This window comes from Klebsiella sp. P1954, assembly GCF_018199955.1.
Taxonomy (GTDB): Bacteria; Pseudomonadota; Gammaproteobacteria; order Enterobacterales; family Enterobacteriaceae; genus Klebsiella; species Klebsiella pneumoniae.
Genome location: NZ_CP073373.1, coordinates 4,019,692 through 4,044,224 on the forward strand (window position 1 = coordinate 4,019,692; position 24,533 = coordinate 4,044,224).

22 protein-coding genes are annotated in these 24,533 nt (G+C 60.7%); 15 read left to right on the forward strand and 7 right to left on the reverse strand.

Annotated elements, in window-relative coordinates; translation table 11 throughout:
• Positions 1 to 204: 204 nt before the first annotated feature.
• Both fucA and fucO read left to right on the forward strand, forming a co-directional pair.
• On the forward strand, positions 205 to 852 hold the full coding sequence (gene fucA / locus KB890_RS19390; protein WP_004181130.1) for an L-fuculose-phosphate aldolase: 648 nt from the start codon (positions 205 to 207) through the stop codon (positions 850 to 852).
• A 27-nt stretch (positions 853 to 879) separates the two neighbouring features.
• Positions 880 to 2,028: a lactaldehyde reductase gene (gene fucO / locus KB890_RS19395; RefSeq protein WP_004181128.1), complete on the forward strand. Its 1,149-nt coding sequence runs from the start codon at positions 880 to 882 to the stop codon at positions 2,026 to 2,028.
• Between the two features lie 70 nt (positions 2,029 to 2,098).
• Here fucO and xni read toward each other — a convergent pair whose 3' ends face one another.
• Both xni and KB890_RS19405 read right to left on the reverse strand, forming a co-directional pair.
• The gene (gene xni, locus KB890_RS19400; protein ID WP_004142871.1) at positions 2,099 to 2,854 is read right to left on the reverse strand and encodes a flap endonuclease Xni; all 756 of its coding nucleotides are present in this window, start codon (positions 2,852 to 2,854) and stop codon (positions 2,099 to 2,101) included.
• Positions 2,855 to 2,950: 96 nt separating this feature from the next.
• Complete coding sequence (locus KB890_RS19405) at positions 2,951 to 4,894, reverse strand: sigma-54-dependent Fis family transcriptional regulator (protein WP_004142865.1); 1,944 nt, start codon at positions 4,892 to 4,894, stop codon at positions 2,951 to 2,953.
• A gap of 77 nt (positions 4,895 to 4,971) precedes the next feature.
• On the opposite strand from KB890_RS19405, the gene KB890_RS19410 reads away from it, so the two are divergent.
• From KB890_RS19410 to KB890_RS19450, 9 genes are all read left to right on the forward strand, one after another.
• A complete protein-coding gene (locus tag KB890_RS19410) occupies positions 4,972 to 5,088 on the forward strand; it encodes a hypothetical protein (RefSeq protein WP_004219275.1) in 117 nt (38 codons plus the stop codon).
• A 77-nt stretch (positions 5,089 to 5,165) separates the two neighbouring features.
• The gene (ssuD, locus tag KB890_RS19415) at positions 5,166 to 6,338 is read left to right on the forward strand and encodes an FMNH2-dependent alkanesulfonate monooxygenase (protein ID WP_002915347.1); all 1,173 of its coding nucleotides are present in this window, start codon (positions 5,166 to 5,168) and stop codon (positions 6,336 to 6,338) included.
• Positions 6,339 to 6,384: 46 nt separating this feature from the next.
• Positions 6,385 to 7,782 carry an FAD/NAD(P)-binding protein gene (locus KB890_RS19420; protein WP_004181126.1) on the forward strand — a complete coding sequence of 466 codons (1,398 nt, stop codon included), beginning with the start codon at positions 6,385 to 6,387 and terminating at the stop codon, positions 7,780 to 7,782.
• 73 nt (positions 7,783 to 7,855) lie between these two features.
• Positions 7,856 to 9,262, forward strand: a complete 1,407-nt coding sequence (locus KB890_RS19425; protein ID WP_004181125.1) for an LLM class flavin-dependent oxidoreductase — start codon at positions 7,856 to 7,858, stop codon at positions 9,260 to 9,262.
• A complete protein-coding gene (locus KB890_RS19430) occupies positions 9,259 to 10,281 on the forward strand; it encodes a methionine ABC transporter ATP-binding protein (RefSeq protein WP_004174621.1) in 1,023 nt (340 codons plus the stop codon). The genes KB890_RS19425 and KB890_RS19430 overlap by 4 nt, the downstream gene beginning before the upstream one ends.
• Positions 10,278 to 10,976, forward strand: coding sequence for a methionine ABC transporter permease (locus KB890_RS19435; protein WP_002915267.1), 699 nt, complete (start codon positions 10,278 to 10,280; stop codon positions 10,974 to 10,976). Before KB890_RS19430 ends, KB890_RS19435 begins: the two co-directional genes overlap by 4 nt.
• Complete coding sequence (locus KB890_RS19440) at positions 10,973 to 11,851, forward strand: MetQ/NlpA family ABC transporter substrate-binding protein (protein ID WP_002915265.1); 879 nt, start codon at positions 10,973 to 10,975, stop codon at positions 11,849 to 11,851. The genes KB890_RS19435 and KB890_RS19440 overlap by 4 nt, the downstream gene beginning before the upstream one ends.
• A 193-nt stretch (positions 11,852 to 12,044) precedes the next feature.
• The gene (locus KB890_RS19445) at positions 12,045 to 13,466 is read left to right on the forward strand and encodes an MFS transporter (protein WP_004181124.1); all 1,422 of its coding nucleotides are present in this window, start codon (positions 12,045 to 12,047) and stop codon (positions 13,464 to 13,466) included.
• Between the two features lie 10 nt (positions 13,467 to 13,476).
• On the forward strand, positions 13,477 to 14,700 hold the full coding sequence (locus KB890_RS19450; protein ID WP_004181123.1) for an acyl-CoA dehydrogenase family protein: 1,224 nt from the start codon (positions 13,477 to 13,479) through the stop codon (positions 14,698 to 14,700).
• Between the two features lie 45 nt (positions 14,701 to 14,745).
• On the opposite strand, the gene KB890_RS19455 is transcribed toward KB890_RS19450, so the two are convergent.
• The 5 genes from KB890_RS19455 to queF all read right to left on the reverse strand — a co-directional run bounded on the left by KB890_RS19455 (position 14,746) and on the right by queF (position 21,382).
• Positions 14,746 to 15,687, reverse strand: coding sequence for an aliphatic sulfonate ABC transporter substrate-binding protein (locus KB890_RS19455; RefSeq protein ID WP_002915261.1), 942 nt, complete (start codon positions 15,685 to 15,687; stop codon positions 14,746 to 14,748).
• 138 nt (positions 15,688 to 15,825) lie between these two features.
• Positions 15,826 to 17,193 (reverse strand): L-serine ammonia-lyase, encoded by a 1,368-nt coding sequence (locus tag KB890_RS19460; protein WP_002915259.1) that lies wholly within the window; start codon positions 17,191 to 17,193, stop codon positions 15,826 to 15,828.
• 65 nt (positions 17,194 to 17,258) lie between these two features.
• Complete coding sequence (locus tag KB890_RS19465; RefSeq protein ID WP_004151070.1) at positions 17,259 to 18,548, reverse strand: HAAAP family serine/threonine permease; 1,290 nt, start codon at positions 18,546 to 18,548, stop codon at positions 17,259 to 17,261.
• A gap of 509 nt (positions 18,549 to 19,057) precedes the next feature.
• Positions 19,058 to 20,425: a nucleotide 5'-monophosphate nucleosidase PpnN gene (gene ppnN / locus KB890_RS19470; RefSeq protein WP_004181118.1), complete on the reverse strand. Its 1,368-nt coding sequence runs from the start codon at positions 20,423 to 20,425 to the stop codon at positions 19,058 to 19,060.
• Between the two features lie 111 nt (positions 20,426 to 20,536).
• Positions 20,537 to 21,382 (reverse strand): NADPH-dependent 7-cyano-7-deazaguanine reductase QueF, encoded by an 846-nt coding sequence (gene queF, locus KB890_RS19475; protein WP_004181116.1) that lies wholly within the window; start codon positions 21,380 to 21,382, stop codon positions 20,537 to 20,539.
• 68 nt (positions 21,383 to 21,450) lie between these two features.
• Here queF and syd point away from each other — a divergent pair, with 68 nt between their 5' ends.
• The 4 genes from syd to KB890_RS19495 all read left to right on the forward strand — a co-directional run bounded on the left by syd (position 21,451) and on the right by KB890_RS19495 (position 24,199).
• Complete coding sequence (gene syd, locus KB890_RS19480) at positions 21,451 to 21,996, forward strand: SecY-interacting protein (RefSeq protein WP_004181114.1); 546 nt, start codon at positions 21,451 to 21,453, stop codon at positions 21,994 to 21,996.
• Between the two features lie 631 nt (positions 21,997 to 22,627).
• A complete protein-coding gene (locus KB890_RS19485; protein ID WP_002915249.1) occupies positions 22,628 to 22,957 on the forward strand; it encodes a YqcC family protein in 330 nt (109 codons plus the stop codon).
• The gene (truC, locus tag KB890_RS19490; protein ID WP_002915236.1) at positions 22,957 to 23,751 is read left to right on the forward strand and encodes a tRNA pseudouridine(65) synthase TruC; all 795 of its coding nucleotides are present in this window, start codon (positions 22,957 to 22,959) and stop codon (positions 23,749 to 23,751) included. Before KB890_RS19485 ends, truC begins: the two co-directional genes overlap by 1 nt.
• A gap of 4 nt (positions 23,752 to 23,755) precedes the next feature.
• Complete coding sequence (locus KB890_RS19495) at positions 23,756 to 24,199, forward strand: flavodoxin (protein ID WP_002915235.1); 444 nt, start codon at positions 23,756 to 23,758, stop codon at positions 24,197 to 24,199.
• The last annotated feature ends 334 nt before the right edge of the window (positions 24,200 to 24,533 follow it).

Consider the following 24,533-nt stretch of genomic DNA (forward strand, 5'->3'; position numbering starts at 1 on the left):
GCATTTTAATCTCTCTCGTAATGGGCATGGTTGCTTTATTCATGGCGGAATAATTGACGCGGCTCACAAAAAATAATCATGAAAATTCCCCTTTGAATATTCAGGTTGATGATGAAGACCATTATTCACCCTATCCCACGGTAGCCGACGATATTTCTGTTGCCCTGCCGTTGATGGATGATGAGTCACCAAAAGAGGAACGCAATGGAAAGAAACAGACTGGCCCGGCAGATTATCGATACCTGCCTGGAAATGACCCGCCTGGGGTTAAATCAGGGGACCGCCGGCAATGTCAGCGTGCGCTATCAGGGAGGAATGCTGATCACCCCTACCGGTATCCCATATGAAAAGCTGACGGAAGACAAGATCGTCTTTATTGATGCCGAGGGCCAGCATGAGCAGGGAAAACTGCCCTCCAGCGAATGGCGTTTTCATCAGGCGGCCTACCAGACGCGACCCGATGCCCAGGCGGTGGTCCACAATCACGCTGTCCATTGTACGGCGGTGTCGATCCTCAACCGGCCCATCCCGGCCATCCACTATATGATCGCCGCGGCCGGCGGGAATTCGATCCCCTGCGCGCCCTATGCCACCTTCGGCACCCGCGAACTGTCTGAGCATGTCGCGGTGGCGCTGAAGCACCGCAAAGCCACGCTGCTGCAGCATCACGGCCTGATCGCCTGCGAGGCCAGCCTGGAGAAAGCGCTCTGGCTGGCGCATGAAGTGGAGGTCCTGGCCCAGCTCTACCTCAGTACGCTGGCGATTACCGACCCGGTCCCGGTGCTGGATGACGAGGCGATCGCCATCGTGCTGGAGAAGTTCAAAACCTACGGATTACGCATTGAAGAGTGATGCCGCAACGCTAACAGGAGAGCCACGATGGCAAACAGAATGATCCTCAATGAAACGGCATGGTTTGGCCGGGGGGCGATAAACGCATTAACCGATGAAGCGGTGCGGCGCGGTTATCGTAAAGCATTGATCGTCACTGACAGCACTCTCGCCCGCTGCGGCGTGGCGGCGAAAGTCACCGACAAACTGGATGCCGCCGGGCTGGCATGGGATATATTCAGCGACGTGATCCCTAACCCGACCATCGCCGTGGTCCAGCAGGGGCTGCAGGCCTTTCAACGCAGCGGGGCGGATTACCTGATCGCCATCGGCGGCGGTTCGCCGCAGGATACCTGTAAGGCGATCGGTATTATTCAGCGTAACCCGGAATTCGCCGATGTCCGTAGCCTCGAGGGGCTGTCGCCCACCCGTCAGCCCAGCGTGCCGATCTTCGCGGTGCCGACCACCGCGGGTACCGCGGCGGAGGTGACGATTAACTATGTCATCACTGATGAAGAACAGCGGCGCAAATTCGTCTGTGTCGACCCGCACGATATTCCGCAGGTGGCCTTTATCGATGCCGATATGATGGACGCTATGCCGCCGGCGCTGAAGGCGGCTACCGGCGTGGACGCCCTGACGCATGCTATCGAAGGGTACCTCACTCGCGGCGCCTGGGCTTTGACCGATGCTCTGCACCTCAAGGCCATCGAGATCATCGCCGGCGCGCTGCGCGGCTCGGTTGCCGGCGACGCCGGCGCGGGGGAAGCTATGGCGCTCGGCCAGTATGTGGCGGGGATGGGATTTTCCAACGTTGGGCTTGGCCTGGTACACGGTATGGCGCATCCGCTCGGCGCTTTTTACAACACGCCGCACGGCGTGGCGAATGCCATCCTGCTGCCGCACGTGATGCGCTTTAATGCTGAGGCGACCGGGGAAAAATATCGCGACATCGCCCGGGCGATGGGCGTCAGGGTGGAAGCGTTAAGCCTGACCGCCGCGCGCGAGGCGGCAGTAGAGGCGGTCTGCCAGCTTAACCGCGATGTCGGTATTCCCGGCCATCTGCGCGAGGTGGGCGTCAGGAAAGAGGATATTCCGGCGCTGGCCCAGGCGGCGCTGGCGGATGTGTGTACCGGCGGCAACCCGCGCGAGGCGAGCCTGGCGGATATCGTCGGGTTATATCAGGCGGCCTGGTGATTGCCTGGCCCGGGTAAAGCAGGCAGTGCCGGAGGCAGTCACCCTGCACCGGCGCACCTCTTAACGATGGTCAGCGCGTCAGCCGCAGCTGTTGCAGATTGCCGTCCAGCTGGAGGTCGGTCTGCAGGCGGGCCACCTCCCGGCAGGTGAAGGCCATCTCCTGATGCGCGGCCAGCTTTTTACGCCACTTCTCCGGGACCTCGGCCAGACGGGCGTACAGCCCCTCCAGGTCCTGAAACTCGTTCAGCAGCTGGGCGGCGCTTTTGGGTCCAATGCCCGCCACGCCCGGCACCTTCGAGCTGCTGATCCCCGCCAGCCCCCAGTAATCCGCCAGCTGCTCCGGGGTGACGCCGAACTCGCTGGCGATGAAGGGGGCGTCCAGCCAGCGCTTCTGAAAGTAGTCGCGGATGCGGATGGTGGGCGACAGCAGCTGGCAGTAGCCTTTGTCGGTGGAGACGATGGTGGCCTGATGGCCCGCCTGGGCCACCTTCACCGCCAGGGTGGCGGCGAGATCGTCTGCTTCGCTGCCCGGCGAGGCCCAGCAGCGGATCCCCCGCTGTTCGAAGGCGGCCCGCAGCGCCGGCATCTCGGCGACCAGCGTCTCCGGCATCGGCGCGCGGCCGGCTTTGTACTCCGGCAGGCGCTGGTGGCGCCAGCCGTGGGCGCGATCCTCATCATCGAACACCGCCACTGCGTGGGTGGGCTGACTGTGGACAATCAGCTGCTCCAGGGCATGCAGGCAGGTATCGACGCAGGGTGAACCCTGCACCGCGTGGATGCGGCGGATCAGATTTAACGCGTCGACGATTAACAGATGAACAGCCACAGATACCCCCTTATTCTCAGCGTCTTTAGGGTAACATCGCCATCAGATCGAGGCTATCTGCGCCTGAACAATCAGGAAGATAACGCGCAAATTTCGCTAACTGACCGCCATCAGCGGTCTGATGACGTCCGGCGCGGGTTCACCGTACCACACCGCTTCGCGCACCGGGACCGGTTTGGCGATAAGCCCGAGGGCGTAAAAGCGATCGGCGATGGTCTGCTGGGCGCGGATCACCGACAGATCCATCGGCCGCGGGCGATGGCTGCGGCGGGCGAGGGCCATGCTCAGCGACCGGGCGTCGATCCCCAGCTCTGCCGAGAGTAAGCGGGCCGCTTCGCCGCGATGCGAGTCGATAAACTGCCCGGTGTGGGTCAGCTCCGTCAGCAGGCGGCGCATGATATCGCCATGCTGAGCGAGGTAGTCCCGTCGCGAAAGATAAAACTGATGGTTGTTGACCCGGCCTTCGCCGCTGGCGACCACCCGCAGCTCGCCGGTGTGTTCGGCGTCGCTGAGCAGCGGATCCCACATCATCCAGGCGTCAACCGCCAGATAGTCGCTGGCGGTCAGCGGATATTTCGGCGGGGTATAGACCACCCGCACATCGTTCAGACCCAGGCCGGCGTCCTCGAGGATCTGCAGCAGCAGCCAGTGGACATTCGACCCTTTATTGAGGGCGATGCGTTTACCGCGCAGATCGCTGAGCTGGCGAATGTCGCTCTCCTGCGGGACGACCATCGCCACGCTGCGCGGCGCCGGCGGCTCCCACGCCACGTACATCAGTTCGCTATTGCTGGCCTGGGCAAACACCGGCGGCGCTTCTCCGGTGGTGCCGAAGTCGATCTCGTTGCAGGCGAGGGCGTGGAGGAGCTGCGGTCCGGCAGGAAACTCACTCCACAGCACGTTGACGCCGAGGCTGGCGAAGGCGGTTTCCAGGCTCTGACGGGCTTTCAGGATCCCGAGGCTGCCGAAGCGCTGGTAGCCAATGCGCAGTTCGCGATCGGCCCCGGCTGCGTTGGCGAACGCCCGCGGCGGCGCAGGCGGGCGGCGGCGGCTTTTGATCAGCCCGAGGTTAGCGAGCTGGGTGCGCAAGGTATGCCGGCTGATCCCCAACAGCGCGGCCGCCTGGCTCTGGTTATCGTCGCAATGTGCCATGGCGTGGCGAATCAGGGCGCTGGTCACTCGCTGCCACAGCGGCTCGCCGGGAAGCGCCAGCTGGTGGCGAATAAAGTCGTCCAGTTCATGATCGCTCGCCGGCCCCGGGGCGTCGTTGAGCGTCGCCAGGCGCAGCTGGGCAGGACTGATCTCCTCTTCTTTACTGAGCAGCACCGCGTTGTGCAGGGTGTTTTCCAGCTCGCGAATATTGCCCGGCCACGAATAGTCCATCAGCCGGGCCAGTGATTCCGGCGCCAGACGCAGGGTTGGCCGCCCGAGGCGCCGGGCGTAGAGTGATAAAAAGTGGTGCGCCAGCAGCGGGATATCCTGCCGACGCTGGCGCAGCGGCGGCAGCGGCACCACCGCGATATTCAGTCGATAGTAGAGATCCTCGCGAAAGCGGCGCTCGCGGATCGCCTGGGCCAGGTCAACGTGGGTGGCGGCAATCACCCGGACATTCACTTTAATCGCTTTGCGTGAGCCGACGCGGGTAATTTCACGCTCCTGCAGCACTCGCAGCAGCTTGACCTGCAGCGGCAGGCTTAATTCGCCGATCTCGTCCAGCAGCAGCGTCCCCCCTTCCGCGGCTTCAAACCAGCCGGGCTGTCCCTGCTGCGCGCCGGTGAAGGCGCCTTTCTCATGGCCGAACAGTTCGGCTTCGGCGAGGCTCTCGGTCAGCGCGCCGCAGTTAACGGCCAGAAACGGCTGCTGGCGACGGGCGCTGTGATGATGGAGATAGCGGGCCACCACCTCCTTGCCGGTGCCGGTTTCGCCCACGATCAGCACGGTCGCCTCCGTTGGCGCGAGTTTGTCCAGCAGGCTCTGGAAGGCCTTCGACGCCGGGTCGATCAGCGCGGGAGCGGTGGAAGGGGATTCTGGGTTCAGCATAGAGGGCCTCCGATCGTTGATGCTCTGAACTTATCCTGCGGCGGCCGCAGAAACCAGAGGGGGAAGGCCCGCGGCTGTTGCAAATGCGCCAGCGGATGCGCGGCGGCTGCGCGATTTGCAACAGCGCGGCGCGGCGAAGCCGTTTTCAGTGCATTGATTTTAAAAGATTAATTTTTTATTCACCATTGGCATGATTATCGCTAACACTCATATAACCAAATTAAAACATCTCTTCGATAAATATCGGATATGGTTATATAGGAAATAGATAATGACGCAGCAAGCTCCCGACAAGATCAATGTCTTCTGGTTCTTACCTACCCATGGCGATGGCCGTTATCTGGGTACCACCGAGGGTGGACGCCCGGTCGATTTACCTTATCTGCAGCAGGTGGCGCTGGCAGCCGACAGCCTGGGCTACTACGGCGTGCTGATCCCCACCGGTAAAAGCTGTGAAGATTCGTGGCTGGTGGCCTCGGCGCTGGCGCCGTTGACCCGCCGTCTGCGCTATCTGGTGGCGGTCAGGCCGGGCCTGCAGCCGCCAACCCTGGCGGCGCGGATGGCGGCCACCCTCGACCGTTTATCGGAAGGTCGGCTGCTGATCAACGTCGTTACCGGCGGCGACCCGGTGGAAAACAAAGGCGACGGTATCTTCCTCAGCCACAGCGAGCGCTATCAGGTGACCCGCGAATTTCTTGATGTTTACACCCGCCTGCTGCGCGGGGAAAAAGTGGATTATCACGGCGAGCATATTCACGTGGAAGGCGCTGAGGTGTTGTTCCCGCCGGTGCAGGAGAATGGCCCGCCGCTCTATTTCGGCGGCTCTTCTGATGCGGCCATTGATGTGGCGGCCGAGCAGATCGACAGCTATCTGACGTGGGGCGAACCCCCGGAACTGGTGGCGGAGAAGCTGGCGGTGGTGCGCGAGCGCGCCGCGGCCCGCGGACGCACCCTGCAGTACGGCATTCGTCTGCACGTCATTGTGCGCGAAACGGAAGAAGAGGCATGGGCCGCCGCCGACCGGCTGATCGCCCATCTTGACGACGATACCATTGCCCAGGCGCAAAAGATCTTCGCCCGCATGGACTCGGCCGGCCAGGCGCGGATGAGCGCCCTGCATCAGGGATCGCGCGATAATCTGCGCATTGCGCCCAATCTGTGGGCCGGCGTCGGACTGGTGCGCGGCGGCGCGGGTACCGCGCTGGTAGGTAATCCGCAGCAGGTAGCGGAACGCATCCGCGAATATCAGGCGCTCGGCATCAGCAACTTTATCTTCTCCGGCTACCCACATCTGGAAGAAGCGCACCGCTTTGCTGAGCTGGTGATGCCTCTGTTGCCGCTGGAAAACGGGGCCTCGTCGAAGGCGCGTAGCGTGAACACCGGTCCGTTTGGCGAAACCATCGGCGGCGATAAGCGCCCGGTGCGCCAGGTCAGCGCCAGCTGATGGCCCGGAGCGCGACCATGAGACAGCATACCGGAGGAGGGCAGCGATGAGTGCAGAACCGCATATCGTGATTATCGGCGGCGGCTTTAGCGGCGCGGCGGTGGCGATTGAGCTGCTGCGCCTGGCGCCGAATGGGGTGCGCGTGACGCTGCTGGAGCCGCGCCAGTCCCCCGGGGCCGGGGTGGCCTACTCCACTGCGGAGCCGACGCACCGGATTAACGTTCCGGCCGCTCGCATGCAGCTGGCCGGCGACGAAGAGGGCGCCTTCGATCATTGGTACCGCCATCAGCCTGTCTTTACCGTCGATGTGCAGGCGCTGCGCCCGGACGGTTCCGTCTACCCTCAGCGCGGCCAGTTTGGTCGCTATGTGGCGCAGCGTTTTGCCGACGCCGCGGCGTCCAGCGGCGGACGGCTTCGCCACCTGCGCGATCGGGCGCTCGCTTTTCATCAGGGGACGGTGACCACCGACGGCGGCCTGCAGCTTAAGGCCGATCTGCTGGTGCTGGCGATCAGTCATCCACCGCCTTCGCTGCCGGCACAGGCCGAAGCCTGGCGTCATCATCCGGCGCTGATTGCCAACCCGTGGCAGCCAGGCGCGCTCGATGCCATCGCCCCACACGCCCGGGTGGCGGTGATGGGCACCGGATTAACCATGGCCGATACGGTCGCGACGCTGGACCGGCTGGGCCACCGCGGCAGTATCGTCGCCTTTTCGCGCCATGGCCTGCTGTCGCGCGGCAACCTTAGCGGCGCAGGGGCAACCTGGCCTGGCGACTATCAGCAGGGCAGCCTGCGCCAGCGCCTGCGCCAGATCCGCCTCGACGTCGCGTATGCGGCGCAGCAGGGCCTGAGCTGGCAGGTGGTGCTGGATGCGGTTCGTCAGCAGGGGCAACGGATCTGGCAGGCGCTCAGCGTCGCCGATCGCCAGCGTTTTCTGCGCCATCTGCGCCATTACTGGGATGTCCACCGCTACCGCGTGGCGCCGCAGGTCGCCGAGGTGCTGGAGGCGCGCCAGCGCACGGGCAGTCTGCAGGTGCAGGCGGCCAGGCTACTGTCGATAAGCGGTGAAGGCGAAACGCTGTGTCTGACGCTGGCGCGGCGCGGCGGCGGCGTGCAGACGCTGAGCGTCGATCACCTGATCCTGACCACCGGACCCGCACACCGCGCCCTGACCGACAGCCAGCCATTTTTACAGGACCTCGCCCGCCGCGGCCTGATTCGCGCCGATGCCCTCGGCATGGGCCTGGAGGTGGACAGCCGTTCCCGGGCAGTGGCTGAGCCGCACGTTGAGGCGCTGCCGGTGCTGGTGGCCGGTCCGGCCGCCCGCGGGCGTTTTGGCGAACTGATGGGCCTGCCGCAGGTAGCCGACCATGCCGCTGACGTGGCGGCGCAAGCGTTACTCACGCTCGGGATCCCGCAGGACTCCCGATGTCCTGCGTACTGAATACCTCTCTTTCTTTTCCCTGATTCATTTTGCCGCGTGCGCCCCGGCGACGGGCCGCGCTATGGAGATTGCTATGTCATCACAACGTGAAATTCGTCTTAACGCTTTCGATATGAACTGCATCGGCCATCAGTCGCCGGGCCTGTGGGCGCATCCCCGGGATCGCTCCTGGCAGTATAAAGATCTGGAGTACTGGGTGGATCTGGCGCGGCTGCTGGAGCGCGGCAAGTTCGACGGGCTGTTTATCGCCGACGTGCTGGGGATCTATGACGTGCTGAACGGCAGCGGCGATGCGGCGATCCGCCAGGCGACGCAGGTTCCGGTCAACGATCCGCTGGCTCTGATCACCCCAATGGCACTGGTGACGGAGCATCTGGGCTTCGGCCTGACCGCCTCGCTGTCGTTTGAGCATCCTTACCCCTTCGCTCGTCGTCTGTCGACGCTCGATCATCTGACCAAAGGGCGGGTGGGCTGGAATATCGTCACCTCCTATCTGGAGAGCGGGGCGCGCAATATCGGCCAGCAGACCCAGACCGACCATGACACCCGCTATGACTATGCCGATGAGTATTTGCAGGTGATCTATAAGTTGCTGGAGGGAAGCTGGGAGGATGGGGCGGTGCTGCGCGACAGAGAGCGGAAGATCTTCAGCGATCCGCGGAAAATCCATCCCATTAACCATCAGGGACAGTTCTTTTCCGTGCCGGGGATCCACCTCTGCGAGCCATCCCCGCAGCGCACGCCGGTGCTGTATCAGGCGGGGGCGTCCAGCCGCGGCAAACAGTTCGCCGCCGGCCATGCCGAATGCGTCTTCGTCGCAGCGCCGTCGAAGGTGCTGCTGAAGAAGACGGTGGCGGATATTCGCCGCCGGGCAGCTGAGGCGGGGCGCGATCCGCACAGCATCCTGATCTTCAACCTGCAGACGGTGATTGTCGGCGACACCGACCGCGAGGCACAGGCGAAGTGGCAGGAATATAAGCAGTACGTCAGCTATGAAGGCGCGCTGGCGCTGCTCTCCGGCTGGACGGGGATCGATTTCGGCCAGTATCAGCCGGATCAGGTGCTGAAGTATCTGCACACCAACGCCATTCAGTCGGCGGTGGAGGCCTTTTCGACCGCTGATCCGAACCGCCAGTGGACGGTGCAGGCCCTGGCCGATTGGGCGGGGATCGGCGGCTTCGGTCCGCTGGTGGTTGGCAGCGCGCAAACCGTGGCGGACGAACTGCAGTCCTGGGTCGAAGAGACGGACGTCGATGGCTTTAACCTCGCCTATGCCGTCACTCACGAAACCTTCCGCGACGTCGTCGAGCTGCTGGTGCCTGAGCTGCAAAAGCGCGGCGTCTTTAAGCAAGAGTACCGCGAGGGGACCCTGCGCGAAAAACTGTTCGGCGGCGGCCCGCGTCTGGCCGCGCCTCACCCGGGCGCCAGCTACCGCCGCGATGCGCGCACGGCGGCATCGGTAGAGGAGAAGGTGACATGATCGCTATTGATGACCTGCATAAAAGTTACCGCACGGCGGATGGCCGGCTCAGCGCGGTGCTGAAAGGGCTGTCGCTGCAGGTGCCTGAGCGCTCCATCACCGCGGTGGTGGGGCCGAGCGGCGCCGGTAAATCAACCCTGGCGCGCTGCATCAGCCTGCTGGAGCAACCGGACAGCGGCAGCATTCGTATCAATGGCCAGGATCTGTCGGCGCTGTCCGGCGAGGCGCTGCGCCGGGAACGGCGGGCGATTGGCACCGTTTTCCAGTCTTCGGCGCTGTTGAGCCGCAGGACCGCCTGGGAGAATGTCGCCCTGCCGCTGGCGTGGCTTGGTGTGGTGGAGCGCGATATCAAGGCGCGGGTTGGCGAGCTGCTGGAGAGCGTCGGCCTGAGCCACAAAGCGGATGCCTGGCCGGCCCAGCTGTCAGGCGGCCAGCGCCAGCGGATCGGCATTGCCCGCGCGCTGGCGCTGCGCCCGTCCGTTCTGCTGGCGGATGAAGCCACCTCCGGCCTCGATCCTCAGGCCACGGCCTCGGTGCTGGCTCTGCTCAAGCGGCTGCGTGATGAGTACCAGCTGGCGATCGTCCTGATTACCCATGAAATGGACGCGGTGCGCACGGCGGCGGATGCGGTGGCGGAGATCCGCGACGGGACGATCGTCCAGTACGGGCGGATCGAAGATCTGCTGGCGCGTCCCGATTCTCTGCTCGGCCAGCAGCTGTTGCCGCTGACGCCGGCGGCAGCTACCCACAGCGATCTGCTGCTGCGTCTGAGCTACCGCTGGGATGTGCCGGTGGCCACCGACTGGATCAGCCGCCTGAGCCAGCAGTGGGCGCTGCAGATCGATCTCCTTGGCGGTCACGTCGAGGTGATTAATGGTCGGCTGGCCGGTCGCCTGCAGGCCGGAGTGCGCTTTCAGGGCGAACGCCTGTCGCCCGCGCGACTGCAGGGCCTGCTGGCGCAGCTCGGCATAACGGCGGAGATCCTCGACAGTGCGCCGTTGCTCAGGGAGGCGGTATGAAACCGACAGTCATCAGTCAGGATACCCCCTGGGGCGAAATCCCTTCGCTGCTGCTCCCCGCCTATGGCGAAACCTGGCTGATGGTGGCCATTGTGATGCTGTTTGTCGTCACGCTGGGAGGGCTGGTGGGGGTGGTGTTGTTTAATGCCTCGCCGCGGGGCTTATTTCCGCACGCACTGCTGTACCGGCTGCTGAACTGGGTGGTCAATATGGGACGTTCGCTGCCGTTTCTGGTGCTGATGGCCGCCATTATCCCGTTCACTTACTGGCTGACCGGCACCACGATTGGCATCCCCGCCGCGGTAGTGCCGATGATCGCCGCCGGCGTCCCGTTCTTTGGCCGTCTGGTGGAGAACGCGCTGCGCGAGTTGCCGGCGGAGGTCACCGCGGTGGGGGTCGTCTGCGGCGGGTCGCGCTGGCAAATCATTGCCAGCGCGCAGCTCAGTGAAGCCATGCCCGCGCTGGTGGCGGCGGTGACGCTAAACCTGGTCTCGATGATCGAGTATTCGGCTATCGCCGGGACCATCGGCGCCGGCGGCATCGGCTACCTGGCCGTGGTGTACGGCTATCAGCGCTTCGACAACCACATCATGATCGCGACGATCGTTGCCCTGATCGCCACGATCCAGTTGATTCAATTTTTGGGTGACCGTCTGGTCAACCGTTTACGCCACACGCAGGGGAACCTTGTATGACAACAGAGCAATTTGAGTTACGTAAAGCGCGGCGATGGCCCTGGCTGGCGGCGCTGGCGGTGATTATCCTGCTCGCCATCGCCTTCTGGTGGTGGCGGGGACATACCCAAAGCCAGCAGGTGGTCTTCGGCAGCACGTTAAAAATTCACTACGAGCCGGCGATGGCCGGCGAGCAGCGGATCATTGAGTATATTAATCAGCATATTGCGCCCGATTACGGTCTGAAACTGGAGGCGGTGGGGGTGCAGGATCCGGTCCAGGCTGACCGCGCGGTAGCGGAAGGTCAGTATGCCGGGACGATCTATCAGCATCAGTGGTGGCTTAAACAGGTGGTGGACGCTAACGGCTTTGCGCTGTCGACCACGGTGCCGGTGTTCCAGTGGGCGTTTGGCATCTATTCCGACCGCTACTCGTCGGTACAGGCGTTGCCCAACGGCGCGACCATTGTCGTGCCTGACGATGGCGCCAATCAGGGGCAGGCCCTGTGGCTGCTCCAGCGCATTGGGTTGATCTCGCTCGACCCGGCGGTGGAGCCGCGCACGGCGAAGCTGAAAAATATTGTCGGTAACCCGCATCAGTTTGTCTTTAAAGAGCTGGATCTGCTGACCATGCCGCGGGCGTTAAATTCGGTGGATGCCGCCATCGGCTATGTCTCGCAATTTGACGCCGGGAAAGTGCCGCGTGAGAAAGGCATATTATTCCCGCCGGCGCCGCGCACCTTTGCTTCGCAATTAGTGATTGGTACACCGTATTTATCGCAGGAAAATATCGTCAAATTAAAACAGGCTTTTTCTGACCCGCGGATCCAGACGTGGTTAAAAACCACCGATGACCCGCTGGTAAAAGACGTATTAGTTCCAGTGTCCGCGGAATAAGCGTCCTGCACGACGTCTATTTTCGTTGTTATTTATTTCCCTTGAGGATGCGTGAAAGCGCGTCCTTTTTGTGCTGGTGATATTTATTAACTTATTGATTATATTGATTTTTATAGAATGATTTGTTGTTTTGATTCTCGTCGCGCGCGGTCTATAACCGCTGATGACCTGCACAAAATAATAAGGTGAAAAAATGAGTACATTACCAGTGGATAATCCCGGTATCGCTTCGGTACCGGTCAGTAGCGTCGGGGATGTGGCGCGGCTAATTAATTCCGGCAAGGAACAAGCGAAATATGCGCGGATGATTGTCTTCCTCGCGCTGGGGGGCGTTTTTCTCGACGCATATGACTTAACCACGCTCTCCTACGGTATTGATGACGTTGTACGTGAATTTCAGCTCTCACCGCTGCTGACCGGCCTGGTGACTTCGTCCATTATGGTCGGGACTATCGTCGGCAATATTATCGGCGGCTGGCTGACCGATAAATATGGTCGCTATTCGGTTTTTATGGCCGATATGTTCTTTTTCGTGATTTCGGCTATCGCCGCCGGGCTGGCGCCGAACGTCTGGGTGTTGATTGGCGCCCGTTTCCTGATGGGCATCGGCGTTGGCATCGACCTGCCGGTAGCGATGTCCTATCTGGCCGAGTTTTCCCGCTTTGCCGGCAAAGGCAACAAAGCGGCTCGCCTCGCGGCGTGGTGCCCGATGTGGTACGCCGCCTCAACCGTCTGCTTTCTCATTATCTTCGGCCTCTATTTCCTGCTGCCGCAGGAGCATCTTGACTGGCTGTGGCGCGCCTCCCTGCTGTTCGGCGCCGTGCCGGCACTGCTGATTATTGCCGTCCGCAGTCGGTTTATGAATGAATCCCCGCTGTGGGCGGCGAACCAGGGCGATTTGACCTCCGCAGTGCGTATTTTACGCGACTCCTGGGGGATCCATGCCCATGAGGTTCCGGCGGCGAAGCCGGCGCCAGCGCCGAAAGTGAGCTTCCGCGTGCTGTTCGAAAAGCCCTACCGCGAGCGGACTATCGTCGCCGGGGTGATGAATATCTGTATCTCCTTCGAGTACACGGCGATTGCCTTTTTCCTGCCGTCAATTCTTGCCCAGTTCCTCGGGGCTGGCGTCTTCGAAACTATTTCGGCATCGCTGGGGCTGAACGCCCTGTTTGCTTTTACCGGCGGGCTGCTCGGTATGCATCTGGCGTGGAAATATCCTTCGCGTCATGTGGCGATAGCCGGCTTCGCCCTGCAGTTTGTGGCGCTGATTGTGCTGGCGCTGGTGGGGCAACCGCACGCAACGGCAGGCATCGTGCTGGCTATCGCGATGCTGGGTCTGTGGCTGTTCGCCGAAGGGTTTGGCCCGGGGGCGCAGCTGATGATCTACCCGGCGCTCTCCTATCCTACTGCCATTCGCGCCACCGGGGTCGGTTTCAGCCGGGCACTCTCCGGGATCGGCAGCGCGCTGGCGTTGTTTATTCTGCCGCTGCTGCAGGCCTCCCTCGGCACGCAGATGTTCTGGGTGGTCTCGCTTGCCGCCATTATTCCCATTTTCTTCCTGCTGGCGGTCCGTCATGAACCGACGCGAGAAGATATCGACGCAATCCATGAATAAGGAACTGACAATGACCTTGCTCTCCACTGGCACCGATTATGATGCGCTGGCGGCTGCCTTCCGCCCGATATTCACCCGTATCGCCCAGGGCGCTGCGGAGCGCGAACAGCAGCGTATTCTGCCCGAGGAGCCGATCCGCTGGCTGAAAGAAGCGGGCTTCGGCACGCTGCGTATCCCGCGCGAGAAGGGCGGCTGGGGCGCTTCGCTGCCGCAGCTCAGCGCGCTGCTGATCGAGCTGGCGCAAGCGGACTCTAACCTGCCGCAGGCCCTGCGCGCGCACTTTGCCTTTGTGGAAGATCAGCTGAATCAGCCGGATTCCGCCGGGCGCGACCGCTGGTTTCGTCGCTTCCTCGACGGTGAGCTGGTGGGCAGCGGCTGGACGGAGATCGGCGCGGTTAAGCTGGGAGAGGTGAACACCAGAGTGACGCCGACAGAGGGCGGCTGGCGACTCGACGGCGAGAAGTTTTACAGCACCGGCGCGCTGTACGCCGACTGGATCGATGTGTTTGCCCGGCGCAGTGATACCGCCAGCGATGTGATAGCCCTGGTCAGCACCCAGCAGACCGGCGTGGTGCGGGAAGATGACTGGGATGGCTTTGGCCAGCGGTTGACCGGCAGCGGGACTACCCGCTTTACCGGCGCCCGGGTGGAACCCGACCATGTCTATGATTTTGCCCGGCGCTTTCGCTATCAGACCGCCTTCTACCAGCATGTGCTGCTGGCGACCCTCGCGGGCATTGGCCTGGCGGTTGAGCGGGATGCGGCGCAGGGCGTTAAACAGCGTTCCCGGATGTACAGCCACGGCAACGCCGCCGTGCCGCGCGATGACGCCCAGGTACTGCAGGTGGTTGGGCAGATCAGCAGCTGGGCATGGGCGACCCGGGCCGCGGTCCTGCAGGCCGCGGAATCGCTGCAGCAGGCCTATGTGGCGCACATCAGCGACGACGACGCGTTGATTGCCCGGCGTAACCAGCAGGCGGAAGTGGAAGCGGCGCAGGCGCAGGTGATCGCCAGCGACTGGATCCCGCGGGCGGCGACGGAGCTGTTTAATGCCCTCGGGGCATCGGATACGCGAACTCGCCTTGCGCTGGATCGCCACTGGCGCAATGCGCGGACGGTTGCCTCGCATAATCCGGTGATTTATAAGGCACGTAATATCGGTAACTGGCTGGTGAACGGTGAAGCGCCCACCTTTATCTGGCAGATAGGCAATGGTGAGAAAACGGCGGGGTAAGCCTGTCGGCGACGGGAGGCGCAGAGCTTCCCGTCGTCAGGAAAATCAAGGTTTATCCAGCGACCAGGTGGCGCTGCGCACGTCGACTTTCACCGGCAGCAGGCCGATGCGCGTAAAGGTATCCGCCAGCGCCTGCTGTTCGTTATACACCGCCGGGGTCATGCGTTCGGCACCGTAGGGCAGGCGGGCCAGGGTCTTCAGCCAGATGGCTTTATCCAGTCCGGTTGAGGTCGACAGCAGCCCGGCGGCCTCGTCCTGATGGCTGTTCGCCCACGCGCTGAGTTTACCCAGCTCATCCACCACCTGCTTTGCTGTCTCCGGGTAGGTATCTGCAAACTTGCGGCTGGCGAGATAGAAGGTGTAGTGCGGCACCAGCCCCTCGGCATTGCGGATCTGTCGGGCTTTCGCGTTGGTTTCCACTTCTGCGAGGAACGGATCCCAGATCACCCACGCATCAATCGCCCCGCGCTGGAAAGCGGCGCGGGCGTCCGCCGGCGGCAGATAGACCGGGGTGATGTCTTTATAGCTGAGGCCCGCTTTTTCCAGTGCGGCAACCAGCAGGTAGTTGACGTCAGACCCCTTGTTCAACCCCACGCGCTTGCCCTTCAGGTCGGCCACGCTGTGGATTGCCGACTGTTCAGGCACCACAATCGCTTCCGTTTTCGGGTTAGCGGGGGAGTGGGCAAGGTAGACCAGATCGGCTTGCGCCGCCTGGGCAAAGGCCGGAGGCGCATCGCCGGTCGCGGCCAGATCGATACTACCGACGTTCAGCCCCTCCAGCATTTGCGGCCCGGCGGGGAATTCGACCCAGCGTACGGCAATGCCCTGTTTTTTCAGGCTCTCATCCAGCGTGCCGCGGTACTTCAGCAGCGCGAAGATATTCGCCTTTTGATAGCCGATGTTGACGGTTTCCGGCGCTTTGGCCAGCGCGGAGGTAGAGAGGGCGGCGAGGACCAGCAGCCAGGCGGGGCGGAATCGGTTGGACATTGTCTGTTCTCCTTAGCGGTTTTGCGTAAGGTAACAAACAGCGCTTATAACCATTAAATAACTAAAATTTTATTGATATAACAAAAAGAGTTATGCAGGACGATGGCCCGACACGCCGACGCGTGGCGGGCCAGCAGGTTAATCGCAGGCAACAATCTTCATCGCCAGACCACCGCGGGAGGTTTCCCGGTACTTGGCGTTCATGTCTTTGCCGGTTTCGTACATGGTCTCGATCACTTTATCGAGACACACGCGCGGCTCGCTGGTCCGGCGCAGCGCCATTCGCGCGGCGTTGACCGCTTTCACGGCAGCGATAGCGTTGCGTTCGATGCACGGCACCTGCACCTGGCCGGCGACCGGGTCGCAGGTCAGGCCGAGGTTATGCTCCATAGCGATCTCTGCCGCGATGCACACCTGACCCGGGCTGCCGCCCAGCAGTTCCGCCAGACCGGCCGCCGCCATCGAGCAGGCGACCCCCACTTCACCCTGGCAGCCGACTTCGGCGCCGGAGATGGAGGCGTTCATCTTATACAGCGAACCAATCGCGCTGGCGACCAGCATATAGCGGGCCAGGGAGTTGCTGTTCACCTTGCGGATAAACTTGTCATAGTAGGCCAGCACCGCCGGCACGATACCGCAGGCGCCGTTGGTTGGCGCGGTCACCACCCGGCCGCCGGCGGCGTTCTCTTCGTTCACCGCCAGGGCGAACATATTGATCCAGTCGACCACCGCCATCGGATCGCTGTTGGTGGTGTCCTGGCTCACCAGCATACGGCGCAGCGCGGCGGCGCGGCGCGGGACGCGCAGTTTGCCCGGCAGGACGCCTTCGGTGGTGATGCCGCGCTCGATACCGGCGCTCATTACTTCCCACACCGCGGCGAAGTGTTGCTCAAGGGCTTCTTTGCTGTGCAGCGCCAGTTCGTTCTGCATCATCAGGCCGGAGAGCGACAGCCCGGTTTCACGGCAGTGACGCTGCAGGTCGGCGGCGTTTTTGTAAGGGTAAGGAACGGCAACCGGCGCCTCGGTAGTCTGGCCGAAGTGCTCCTCATCAACGATAAAGCCGCCGCCGATAGAGTAATACGTCTGGCTGTAGAGCACCTTGTCGCCGGCCAGGGCGGTGATGCGCATGCCGTTCTCATGCAGCGACAGGTTGTCGGCATGGAAATTCATGCACTGATCCACCGGGAAGTCCACTTCGTGCTGACCGTTGGCCAGCATCAGGCGGCCATGGGTATTAACGTCCTGAATAAAGCCCGGAATGGCGTCGATGTCGACGGTGTCCGGCAGGTTGCCGGCGAGTCCCATGATAATCGCGATATCGGTATGGTGGCCTTTACCGGTCAGGGAGAGGGAGCCGTAGACGTCGACGACGACTTTGCTCACCTCGGCCAGCAGGCCGCGCGCGATCAGGTCGTCAGTGAATTGTTTGCCCGCTTTCATCGGTCCAACGGTATGGGAGCTGGAAGGGCCAATGCCGATTTTAAAGATATCGAATACGCTGATCATATGTATTCCCGTGCTGTCGGAAAGCGCGCCGCCGTAAAGCGGCGCGGGGGGAGGCGTTGAATGAATTAGCTGAACAGAGAGTAGAAGATCGCGGAGATGGCAATCAGGCCCATAATCACCACGAAGACGTTGCTGATATGGCCGCTGTATTTACGCATCGCCGGGACTTTCTGAATCGCGTACATCGGCATCAGGAACAGGATCATCGCGATAATCGGGCCGCCAAGGGTCTCGATCATACCGAGGATGCTCGGGTTCAGGGTTGCCACAATCCAGGTGGTGATCAGCATGAACAGCGCGGTCAGCTTGTTCAGTTTGTTGATTTCAATCGATTTGCCTTTACTGCGCAGGGATTTAATCACCATGCCGTTAAAGCCTTCGCGAGCGCCCAGATAGTGGCCAAGGAAGGATTTGGTGATGGCGATCATCGCGATGATCGGCGCCATCCAGGCAATGATTGGCGCGTTAAAGTGGTTCGCCAGGTAAGACAGAATCGAGATGTTCTGCTCTTTCGCCGCCGCCAGGTCTGCCGGAGAGAGGCTCAGAACGCAGCTGAAGACGAAGAACATCACGGTCAGCACCATCATGATGTGGGCGCGAGCGAGGATACTGGAGCATTTCTTCTCAGCGCCTTCGCCGTACTCTTCACGTTTGGCTACCGCGAAGGAAGAGATGATCGGCGAGTGGTTGAAGGAGAAGACCATCACCGGGATCGCCAGCCACAGGGTCATCAGCAGGCCGTTGCCGGTAACGGAAGCGCCGCTCAGGGAGAGCGTCTCCAGCGCCGCGCCGTTCCACTGCGGGATCAGATACAGGGCGAGCACCATCAGCGCGATAACGAATGGGAAAACCAGCACGCTCATCGCTTTCACAATCATCTGCTCGCCGAAACGCACAATGGTCATCATGCCGACAATCAGGATCAGCGACAGAATGGCGCGCGGCGGCGGCGTCATGTGCAGCTGGTGCGCCATGAAGGTTTCGACGGTGTTAGTGATCGCCACGCTATAAACCAGCAGGATCGGGTAGATAGCGAAGAAATAAAGCAGGGTAATCAGCTTACCTGCGCCTACGCCGAAGTGTTCTTCCACTACTTCGGTGATGTCTTCGCCCGGGTTTTTCCCGGAGAGCACGAAGCGGGTCATGCCGCGGTGGGCGAAGAAAGTCATCGGGAAGGCCAGAATCGCCATGATGATCAGGGGGATCATGCCGCCAACGCCGGCGTTGATCGGCAGGAACAAGACGCCCGCGCCAATCGCTGTACCGTACAGGCCCAGCATCCACATGGTGTCGGTTTTACGCCATCCGCTGCGGGTTTCGCCCGAAACGATGGTGCTGGTTTGAGTGGTTTCCATCTGTATCTCCTGGAGGAATCAACAAAATCTAATGAATAAATACAATTGCGTAACATGAAATTCGTTTAATTACGGTTTTTTTAGAAATTTTCTCCGTAATAATTGGGCCGGAAAGATACATTTATATGGTTTATGCATCAGTGATCGCGATCTCAAATGCAATAATCCACTTTCAATGTGCGTATTTTTAGTCCAACAGCCTGTTTCTGGTGATCAGCCAGCGATTTGTGGCGCGAAGGCTACCATTTGCAGCATATGAGATAAAAGCGGAGCGGCGTAATAACGAGGGATTTACTGTAAAAAAGAGAACTAGTCGACGTTTTTGCGCTTAAAACCATTTTTTGCAGTGATAATTGTCGCAGTTTTTACCAACGCAAACGTTTGGCTATGTAGAAATAATTCAGGTGATTGATTAGTAACAGAAAGGTTTTTAGCGCGTTCTGGAAGTCAGAGGAAGAGAGCCCGCCGGGGGCAGGCGTCAGGCGATGCCCCGGCGGGAGAGGGGGAAATCAGGCGATGATTTCGTAGCAAGGAATATAGGCGGTGCCGCCCGGAAGCTTCATGCGGTGCTGGGCGACGAAGCCCTGCAGCAGATCGTCCATACGGCGCATCATCTCCGGATCGCCGTGCAGTTTGTAAGGACCGTACTGCTCAATGACCTGGATGCCCACCTCTTTGACGTTCCCCGCGACAATCCCGGAGAAGGCACGACGCAGGTCGGCGGCCAGCACTTCCACCGGCTGATCCGGGGAGAGTTTGAGGTTGGCCATGTTCTCGTGGGTCGGATCAAACGGCATCTGCAGGTCCGGCGAGATGCGAATCGACCAGTTAAAGCTATAGGCGTCATCGGTCTCGCGACGGCTCTCTTTCACCAGCGGCATCGCTTTTTTCATCTGCCGCGCCACTTCCGCCGGGTCGTCAATGATGATCCGGTAGTGGCGACGGGCCGATTCGCCCAGGGTATGGGTGATAAACTCGTCCAGTACGCGGAAGTAGTCGGCGCTCTCCTTCGGCCCGGTGAGGATCAGCGGCAGCACCTGCGCTTTGTTGTCGGGGTGCATCAGAATACCCAGCAGGTAGAGCAGCTCTTCGGCAGTGCCGACGCCGCCCGGGAAAATAATGATCCCGTGGGCGATACGTACGAAGGCCTCCAGACGCTTTTCGATATCCGGCATGATGATCAGTTCATTGACCAGCGGGTTCGGTGGTTCCGCAGCGATAATGGATGGTTCGGTCATGCCGATAAAACGGCTGTCTTTGTAGCGCTGCTGCGCATGGCCGACGGCGGCGCCTTTCATCGGCGCCTCCATTGCGCCAGGCCCGCAGCCGGTGCAGATATTCAGTTCCCGCAGGCCCAGCTGCGTACCGACGCGGCGGGCGTAGAGATATTCGTTTTCGTTGATGGAGTGGCCGCCCCAGCAGACGATCATGTTCGGCGCCTCGCCGACGTGCAGCGCGCGGGCGTTGCGCAGGATCGAGAACACCAGGTTAGTGATATGAACCGAACTTTCGAGATCGAGGTTCGGGAAGCGAACGGTATTGTGGATCTGGCCGTAAACGAACAGGATATCGCGCAGCACGGCGAACAGGTTGGCCTGCAGGGAGCGGATAATCCGCCCGTCAACGAAGGCGTCTTCCGGCGGGTTGATCAGTTCCAGCTTCACGCCGCGTTCGCGCCGCAGCACGTTAATCTCGAAATTTTCGAAACGGGACAGGAGCTCCTTGCTGTTATCGGTCAGGCTCCCCGAATTGAGCACAGCAAGCGAGCAGTTGCGAAAGAGTTGGTACAGGTCGCTGCTGGCGGTGCGCTTAAGCATATCCACTTCCAGCTGCGACAGCATATCCATTGAACCAAGCGGGCTAACATGTGTAATCAAGTGAACTCCTTACAGGACGCTTATGGTCTTCCTGTGATTACAATAGCCCTGCGAACGGCGTTTCCACAACCTTGCGCGCGCCTAAACGCACGCAAATTGTGAAATTGTTTATTATTGACGGGCGAGGCGGCCGGTGGCGGGGGAAAAGTCGCCATTGCTGCGCCAGGGGTTGATATCCAGACCGCCGCGCCGCGTATAGCGGGCGTAAACGGAAAGCGATTCCGGCTGGCAGAAACGGAGAATATCGTTAAAGATACGTTCGACGCACTGCTCATGGAATTCGTTATGGTGGCGGAACGAAACCAGATAGCGCAGGAGCTGCTCGCGGTCGATTTTCGCACCCCGATACTGGATCTGCACCGAGCCCCAGTCCGGCTGATGAGTGATAAGGCAATTGGACTTCAGCAGGTGGCTGACCAGCGTCTCCTCCACGATTTTGCCGCTGGCGGCGCCCTGCAGGTAATCGGCGCTGAAGTGATAGTTATCGATCTCGATATCCTGATCGTCGATGCAGGTGCCGTGCAGGCGGGCAATCGGCTGGCCTTCCAGTTCATCCAGGCGGTAGAGCGATACCTTCACCTTCCCCTGCGCGCAGGCGCTGAGATCGCGAGTCAGCGTCTCTGCAACGTCCTGCCAGCTGGCGAAACGGGTCTGGTTAAAGCTGTTGAGATAGAGCTTAAAGCTTTTCGACTCCACCAGATTGAGGCTGGTATCGGGCAGCTCGACGTGGCCGACAGCCACCTGCGGCAGACCTTTGCCGTTCAGCCAGGAGAGTTCGTACAGCGTCCAGATATCGGCGCCGTGAAACGGCAGATTATCGGCATGCAGGCCCAGCGGGTCGCGGTTTAAACTGCGCGGCACGCTCTGCAGCAGCGAGGCGTCATAGGTATCGCGGTAATCGGTTGATTTACCGAGCGTCAGGCCGGCCAGCGCCTGATGATTATCGTAAGAAGACATGTTTCACCATAGTAAAGCGGGTACACTATTGCTCCAGTGTATCCTGTCTAACGTGAAGAGAGAAACCGGTGGACCATCAGACAGCAGAAGCGCTACGCGCTTTTACCCAACGATATTGCGCCCTCTGGCAGCAGCAGCGCCACAGCCTGCCGCGCAGTGAAGAGCTTTACGGCGTCCCGTCGCCTTGCGTTGTCGACACCCAGGGCGAGGCCGTTTTCTGGCAGCCGCAGCCGTTTTCGCTGGCGCAAAATATCAGCGCGGTTGAACGCGCCCTCGACATTGTGGTACAACAGCCGCTTCATTCTTATTATACCACTCAGTTTGCCGGCGATATGTCCGGCCGGTTTGCCGGCGAAACCTTGACGCTGCTGCAGACCTGGAGTGAAGAGGATTTCCAGCGGGTGCAGGAAAATTTAATCGGGCACCTGGTGGTGCAGAAGCGGTTGAAGCTGTCGCCGACGCTGTTTATCGCCACCCTCGAGAGTGAACTGGATGTGATATCCGTCTGTAATCTCAGCGGCGAGGTAGTCAAAGAGACCCTCGGCACCGCCAAACGCATTACGCTTTCTCCCTCACTTGCGGGTTTCCTCAACCACCTTGAGCCAGTTCTGTAATCCAGTCTGCCAGATCGTTTGTGAGAGATCTCTTACAAAACCTGTAAGAGATCGTCATCATTTAAGGTAAATTTAATCCATACTTTTTTATATAAGTTGTTGGTATTAAATCAGATCTTAATTTTTTCGTCCTTTTGAGTGGGGACTAATCTTAAGAGATTGTCTCAAGAAGGGTTGTAAGAAGGGGCAGAATCAGTGATCCTATGTCTGTCGACAGGACGTCGCGAAATGAAGCGAACATCAGGATGATGGCGCTTCTGCAGGACCCGCCAGGACGGCGTTGCAGGGACAGGCTTCAGGATGAAGCAAGGATAACGCAGGATCGCGTAATGGACACCTCCAGGATGGAGAACGAGAGCCGCTCAGGATGAACGGTGGATCAGGAAGATCGGGACAAACTTATGGATAAGTCATTTCGCATCGGGGTGGTGTGAAAGCAGGATGCACGTGTTTATGGATGAACATGGTCAGGAGACCTCAGGAAAAGTTTTCAAGGACGAGCAGGGAGCACCAATGTAGCGGGACTGCTGCAAAACGAACCGGGAGCACTGTTTATACAGTGCTCCCTTTTTTTATTTCTCCTGCGGATTTGCTATCCTGCGCCCGGTTTTTAACTCATCGAGGTTTCCCCATGACTCTTCACGATAGCGTGCGCGATCGCCTGCGCGCCATTGAAGCCCTGCTGCGCGAAACGGAGCACTGGCAGGAGACGGCGCCGGACAGCAGCGCCTTCGCCAGCGATAAGCCGTTTTGCCTGGATACCCTGGAGCCGCTGGAGTGGCTGCAGTGGGTCCTGATCCCGCGTATGCACCAACTGCTGGAGAGCGGCCAGCCGCTGCCGCAAAATTTTGCCGTTGCGCCTTATTACGAAATGGCTCTGGATCAGGCCCACCCGGTCCGCGAATCCATGCTGGCGGAACTTCTGCTGTTAGACGCGCTGTTTGCCGGTGAGCAGGCCTGATGCTGGAGATTATCTACCAGGACGACTGGCTGGTGGCGGTCAACAAACCCTCGGGCTGGCTGGTGCATCGCAGCTGGCTCGATCGCGACGAGAAAGTGGTGGTGATGCAGACCGTGCGCGACCAGATTGGTCAGCACGTTTTTACCGCTCATCGTCTCGACCGGCCCACCTCCGGCGTGCTGCTGATGGGATTGTCGAGCGAGGCGGGCCGGCTGCTGGCGCAACAGTTCGAGCAGCACCAGATCCGGAAGCGCTACCATGCGATCGTCCGCGGCTGGCTGATGGAAGAGGCGCTGCTGGATTACCCGCTGGTGGAGGAGCTGGATAGAATCGCCGATAAGTTCGCCCGCGAAGATAAAGGGCCGCAGCCAGCGGTAACCCACTACCGCGGTCTGGCGACAGTGGAGATGCCAGTGGCGACTGGGCGCTATCCCACCTCGCGCTATGGGCTGGTGGAACTGGAGCCGAAAACCGGCCGCAAGCACCAGCTGCGCCGTCATCTGGCCCACCTCCGTCATCCGATCCTCGGCGACAGCAAGCACGGCGATCTGCGGCAAAACCGCAGCGCCGCGGAACATTTTGGCTGTCACCGCCTAATGCTGCACGCCAGCGAGCTGTCGTTAACCCATCCTTTTACCGGCGAGCCGCTGACCCTGCGCGCCGGTTTTGACGACGTCTGGATGCGCGCGCTGTCGCAGTTTGGCTGGCGCGGGCTTCTCCCGCTAAATGAAAGGGTTGAGTTTGCCGACGACAGCGGTCAGGATGAAGAGAATAAGGTCAATCCAGGGAGATAATAGCATGGCGGAAGTCGGAATTTTTGTCGGCACCATGTACGGCAACTCGCTGCTGGTCGCGGAAGAAGCGGAAGCGATCCTCAGCGGACTGGGACACAAGGCTACCGTGTATGAGGATCCGCAGGTCAACGACTGGGAATCCTACACGGGTAAGTATGTGCTGGTGGTCACCTCCACCACCGGGCAGGGCGATCTGCCGGACAGCATCGTCCCGCTGTATGAGGGCATCAAAGATATGTATCAGCCTCACCTGCGGTACGGCATTATCGCGCTCGGCGACAGCACCTATGCCAACTTTTGCGGCGGCGGCCTGAAGTTCGATCAGCTGCTGCAGGAGCAGGGCGCGAAGCGCATCGGCGAGATGCTGAAGATTGACGCCAGCGAAGACCCGGAGCCGGAGAGCGTCTCCAATCCGTGGGTTGAGCAGTGGGCCACCCTGCTCGCATAAAAGCGCTGCCCTCTCCCTACGCAGAGGGCGCTCTTTCAATACGTCGCGGCCAGATACGCGGACGTCAAAATAGTAGCGCTTTCCAGGCGCCACGCCTTTAGGCAAACGCCACAATATCCTTAACAATATCATGGCTTAAGCCAGCCAGTTTCACCGGGTCAAGTGAGGTATTTCACACTCCGGCCCTTTTTGCTGCGCTATGCGGCGCCAGCGGCGCTGGCTTTTCATTTCCGTGAACTTCCCCCCATTCTTTCAGGCATTCGCCACAAACCACCTGCAATAGCGGCGTAAAAGCTGTGTGGATGCACGGTGAGCCGCGGTGTGCCTCTTCATA

Coding starts and splice junctions, on each gene's coding strand:
- fucA (WP_004181130.1), top strand. CDS start 205: ATGGAAAGAAACAGACTGGCCCGGCAGATTATCGATACCTGCCTGGAA.
- fucO (WP_004181128.1), top strand. CDS start 880: ATGGCAAACAGAATGATCCTCAATGAAACGGCATGGTTTGGCCGGGGG.
- KB890_RS19405 (WP_004142865.1), bottom strand. CDS start 4,894: ATGCTGAACCCAGAATCCCCTTCCACCGCTCCCGCGCTGATCGACCCG.
- ssuD (WP_002915347.1), top strand. CDS start 5,166: ATGACGCAGCAAGCTCCCGACAAGATCAATGTCTTCTGGTTCTTACCT.
- KB890_RS19420 (WP_004181126.1), top strand. CDS start 6,385: ATGAGTGCAGAACCGCATATCGTGATTATCGGCGGCGGCTTTAGCGGC.
- KB890_RS19425 (WP_004181125.1), top strand. CDS start 7,856: ATGTCATCACAACGTGAAATTCGTCTTAACGCTTTCGATATGAACTGC.
- KB890_RS19430 (WP_004174621.1), top strand. CDS start 9,259: ATGATCGCTATTGATGACCTGCATAAAAGTTACCGCACGGCGGATGGC.
- KB890_RS19435 (WP_002915267.1), top strand. CDS start 10,278: ATGAAACCGACAGTCATCAGTCAGGATACCCCCTGGGGCGAAATCCCT.
- KB890_RS19440 (WP_002915265.1), top strand. CDS start 10,973: ATGACAACAGAGCAATTTGAGTTACGTAAAGCGCGGCGATGGCCCTGG.
- KB890_RS19445 (WP_004181124.1), top strand. CDS start 12,045: ATGAGTACATTACCAGTGGATAATCCCGGTATCGCTTCGGTACCGGTC.
- KB890_RS19450 (WP_004181123.1), top strand. CDS start 13,477: ATGACCTTGCTCTCCACTGGCACCGATTATGATGCGCTGGCGGCTGCC.
- KB890_RS19455 (WP_002915261.1), bottom strand. CDS start 15,687: ATGTCCAACCGATTCCGCCCCGCCTGGCTGCTGGTCCTCGCCGCCCTC.
- KB890_RS19460 (WP_002915259.1), bottom strand. CDS start 17,193: ATGATCAGCGTATTCGATATCTTTAAAATCGGCATTGGCCCTTCCAGC.
- KB890_RS19465 (WP_004151070.1), bottom strand. CDS start 18,548: ATGGAAACCACTCAAACCAGCACCATCGTTTCGGGCGAAACCCGCAGC.
- queF (WP_004181116.1), bottom strand. CDS start 21,382: ATGTCTTCTTACGATAATCATCAGGCGCTGGCCGGCCTGACGCTCGGT.
- KB890_RS19485 (WP_002915249.1), top strand. CDS start 22,628: ATGACTCTTCACGATAGCGTGCGCGATCGCCTGCGCGCCATTGAAGCC.
- truC (WP_002915236.1), top strand. CDS start 22,957: ATGCTGGAGATTATCTACCAGGACGACTGGCTGGTGGCGGTCAACAAA.
- KB890_RS19495 (WP_002915235.1), top strand. CDS start 23,756: ATGGCGGAAGTCGGAATTTTTGTCGGCACCATGTACGGCAACTCGCTG.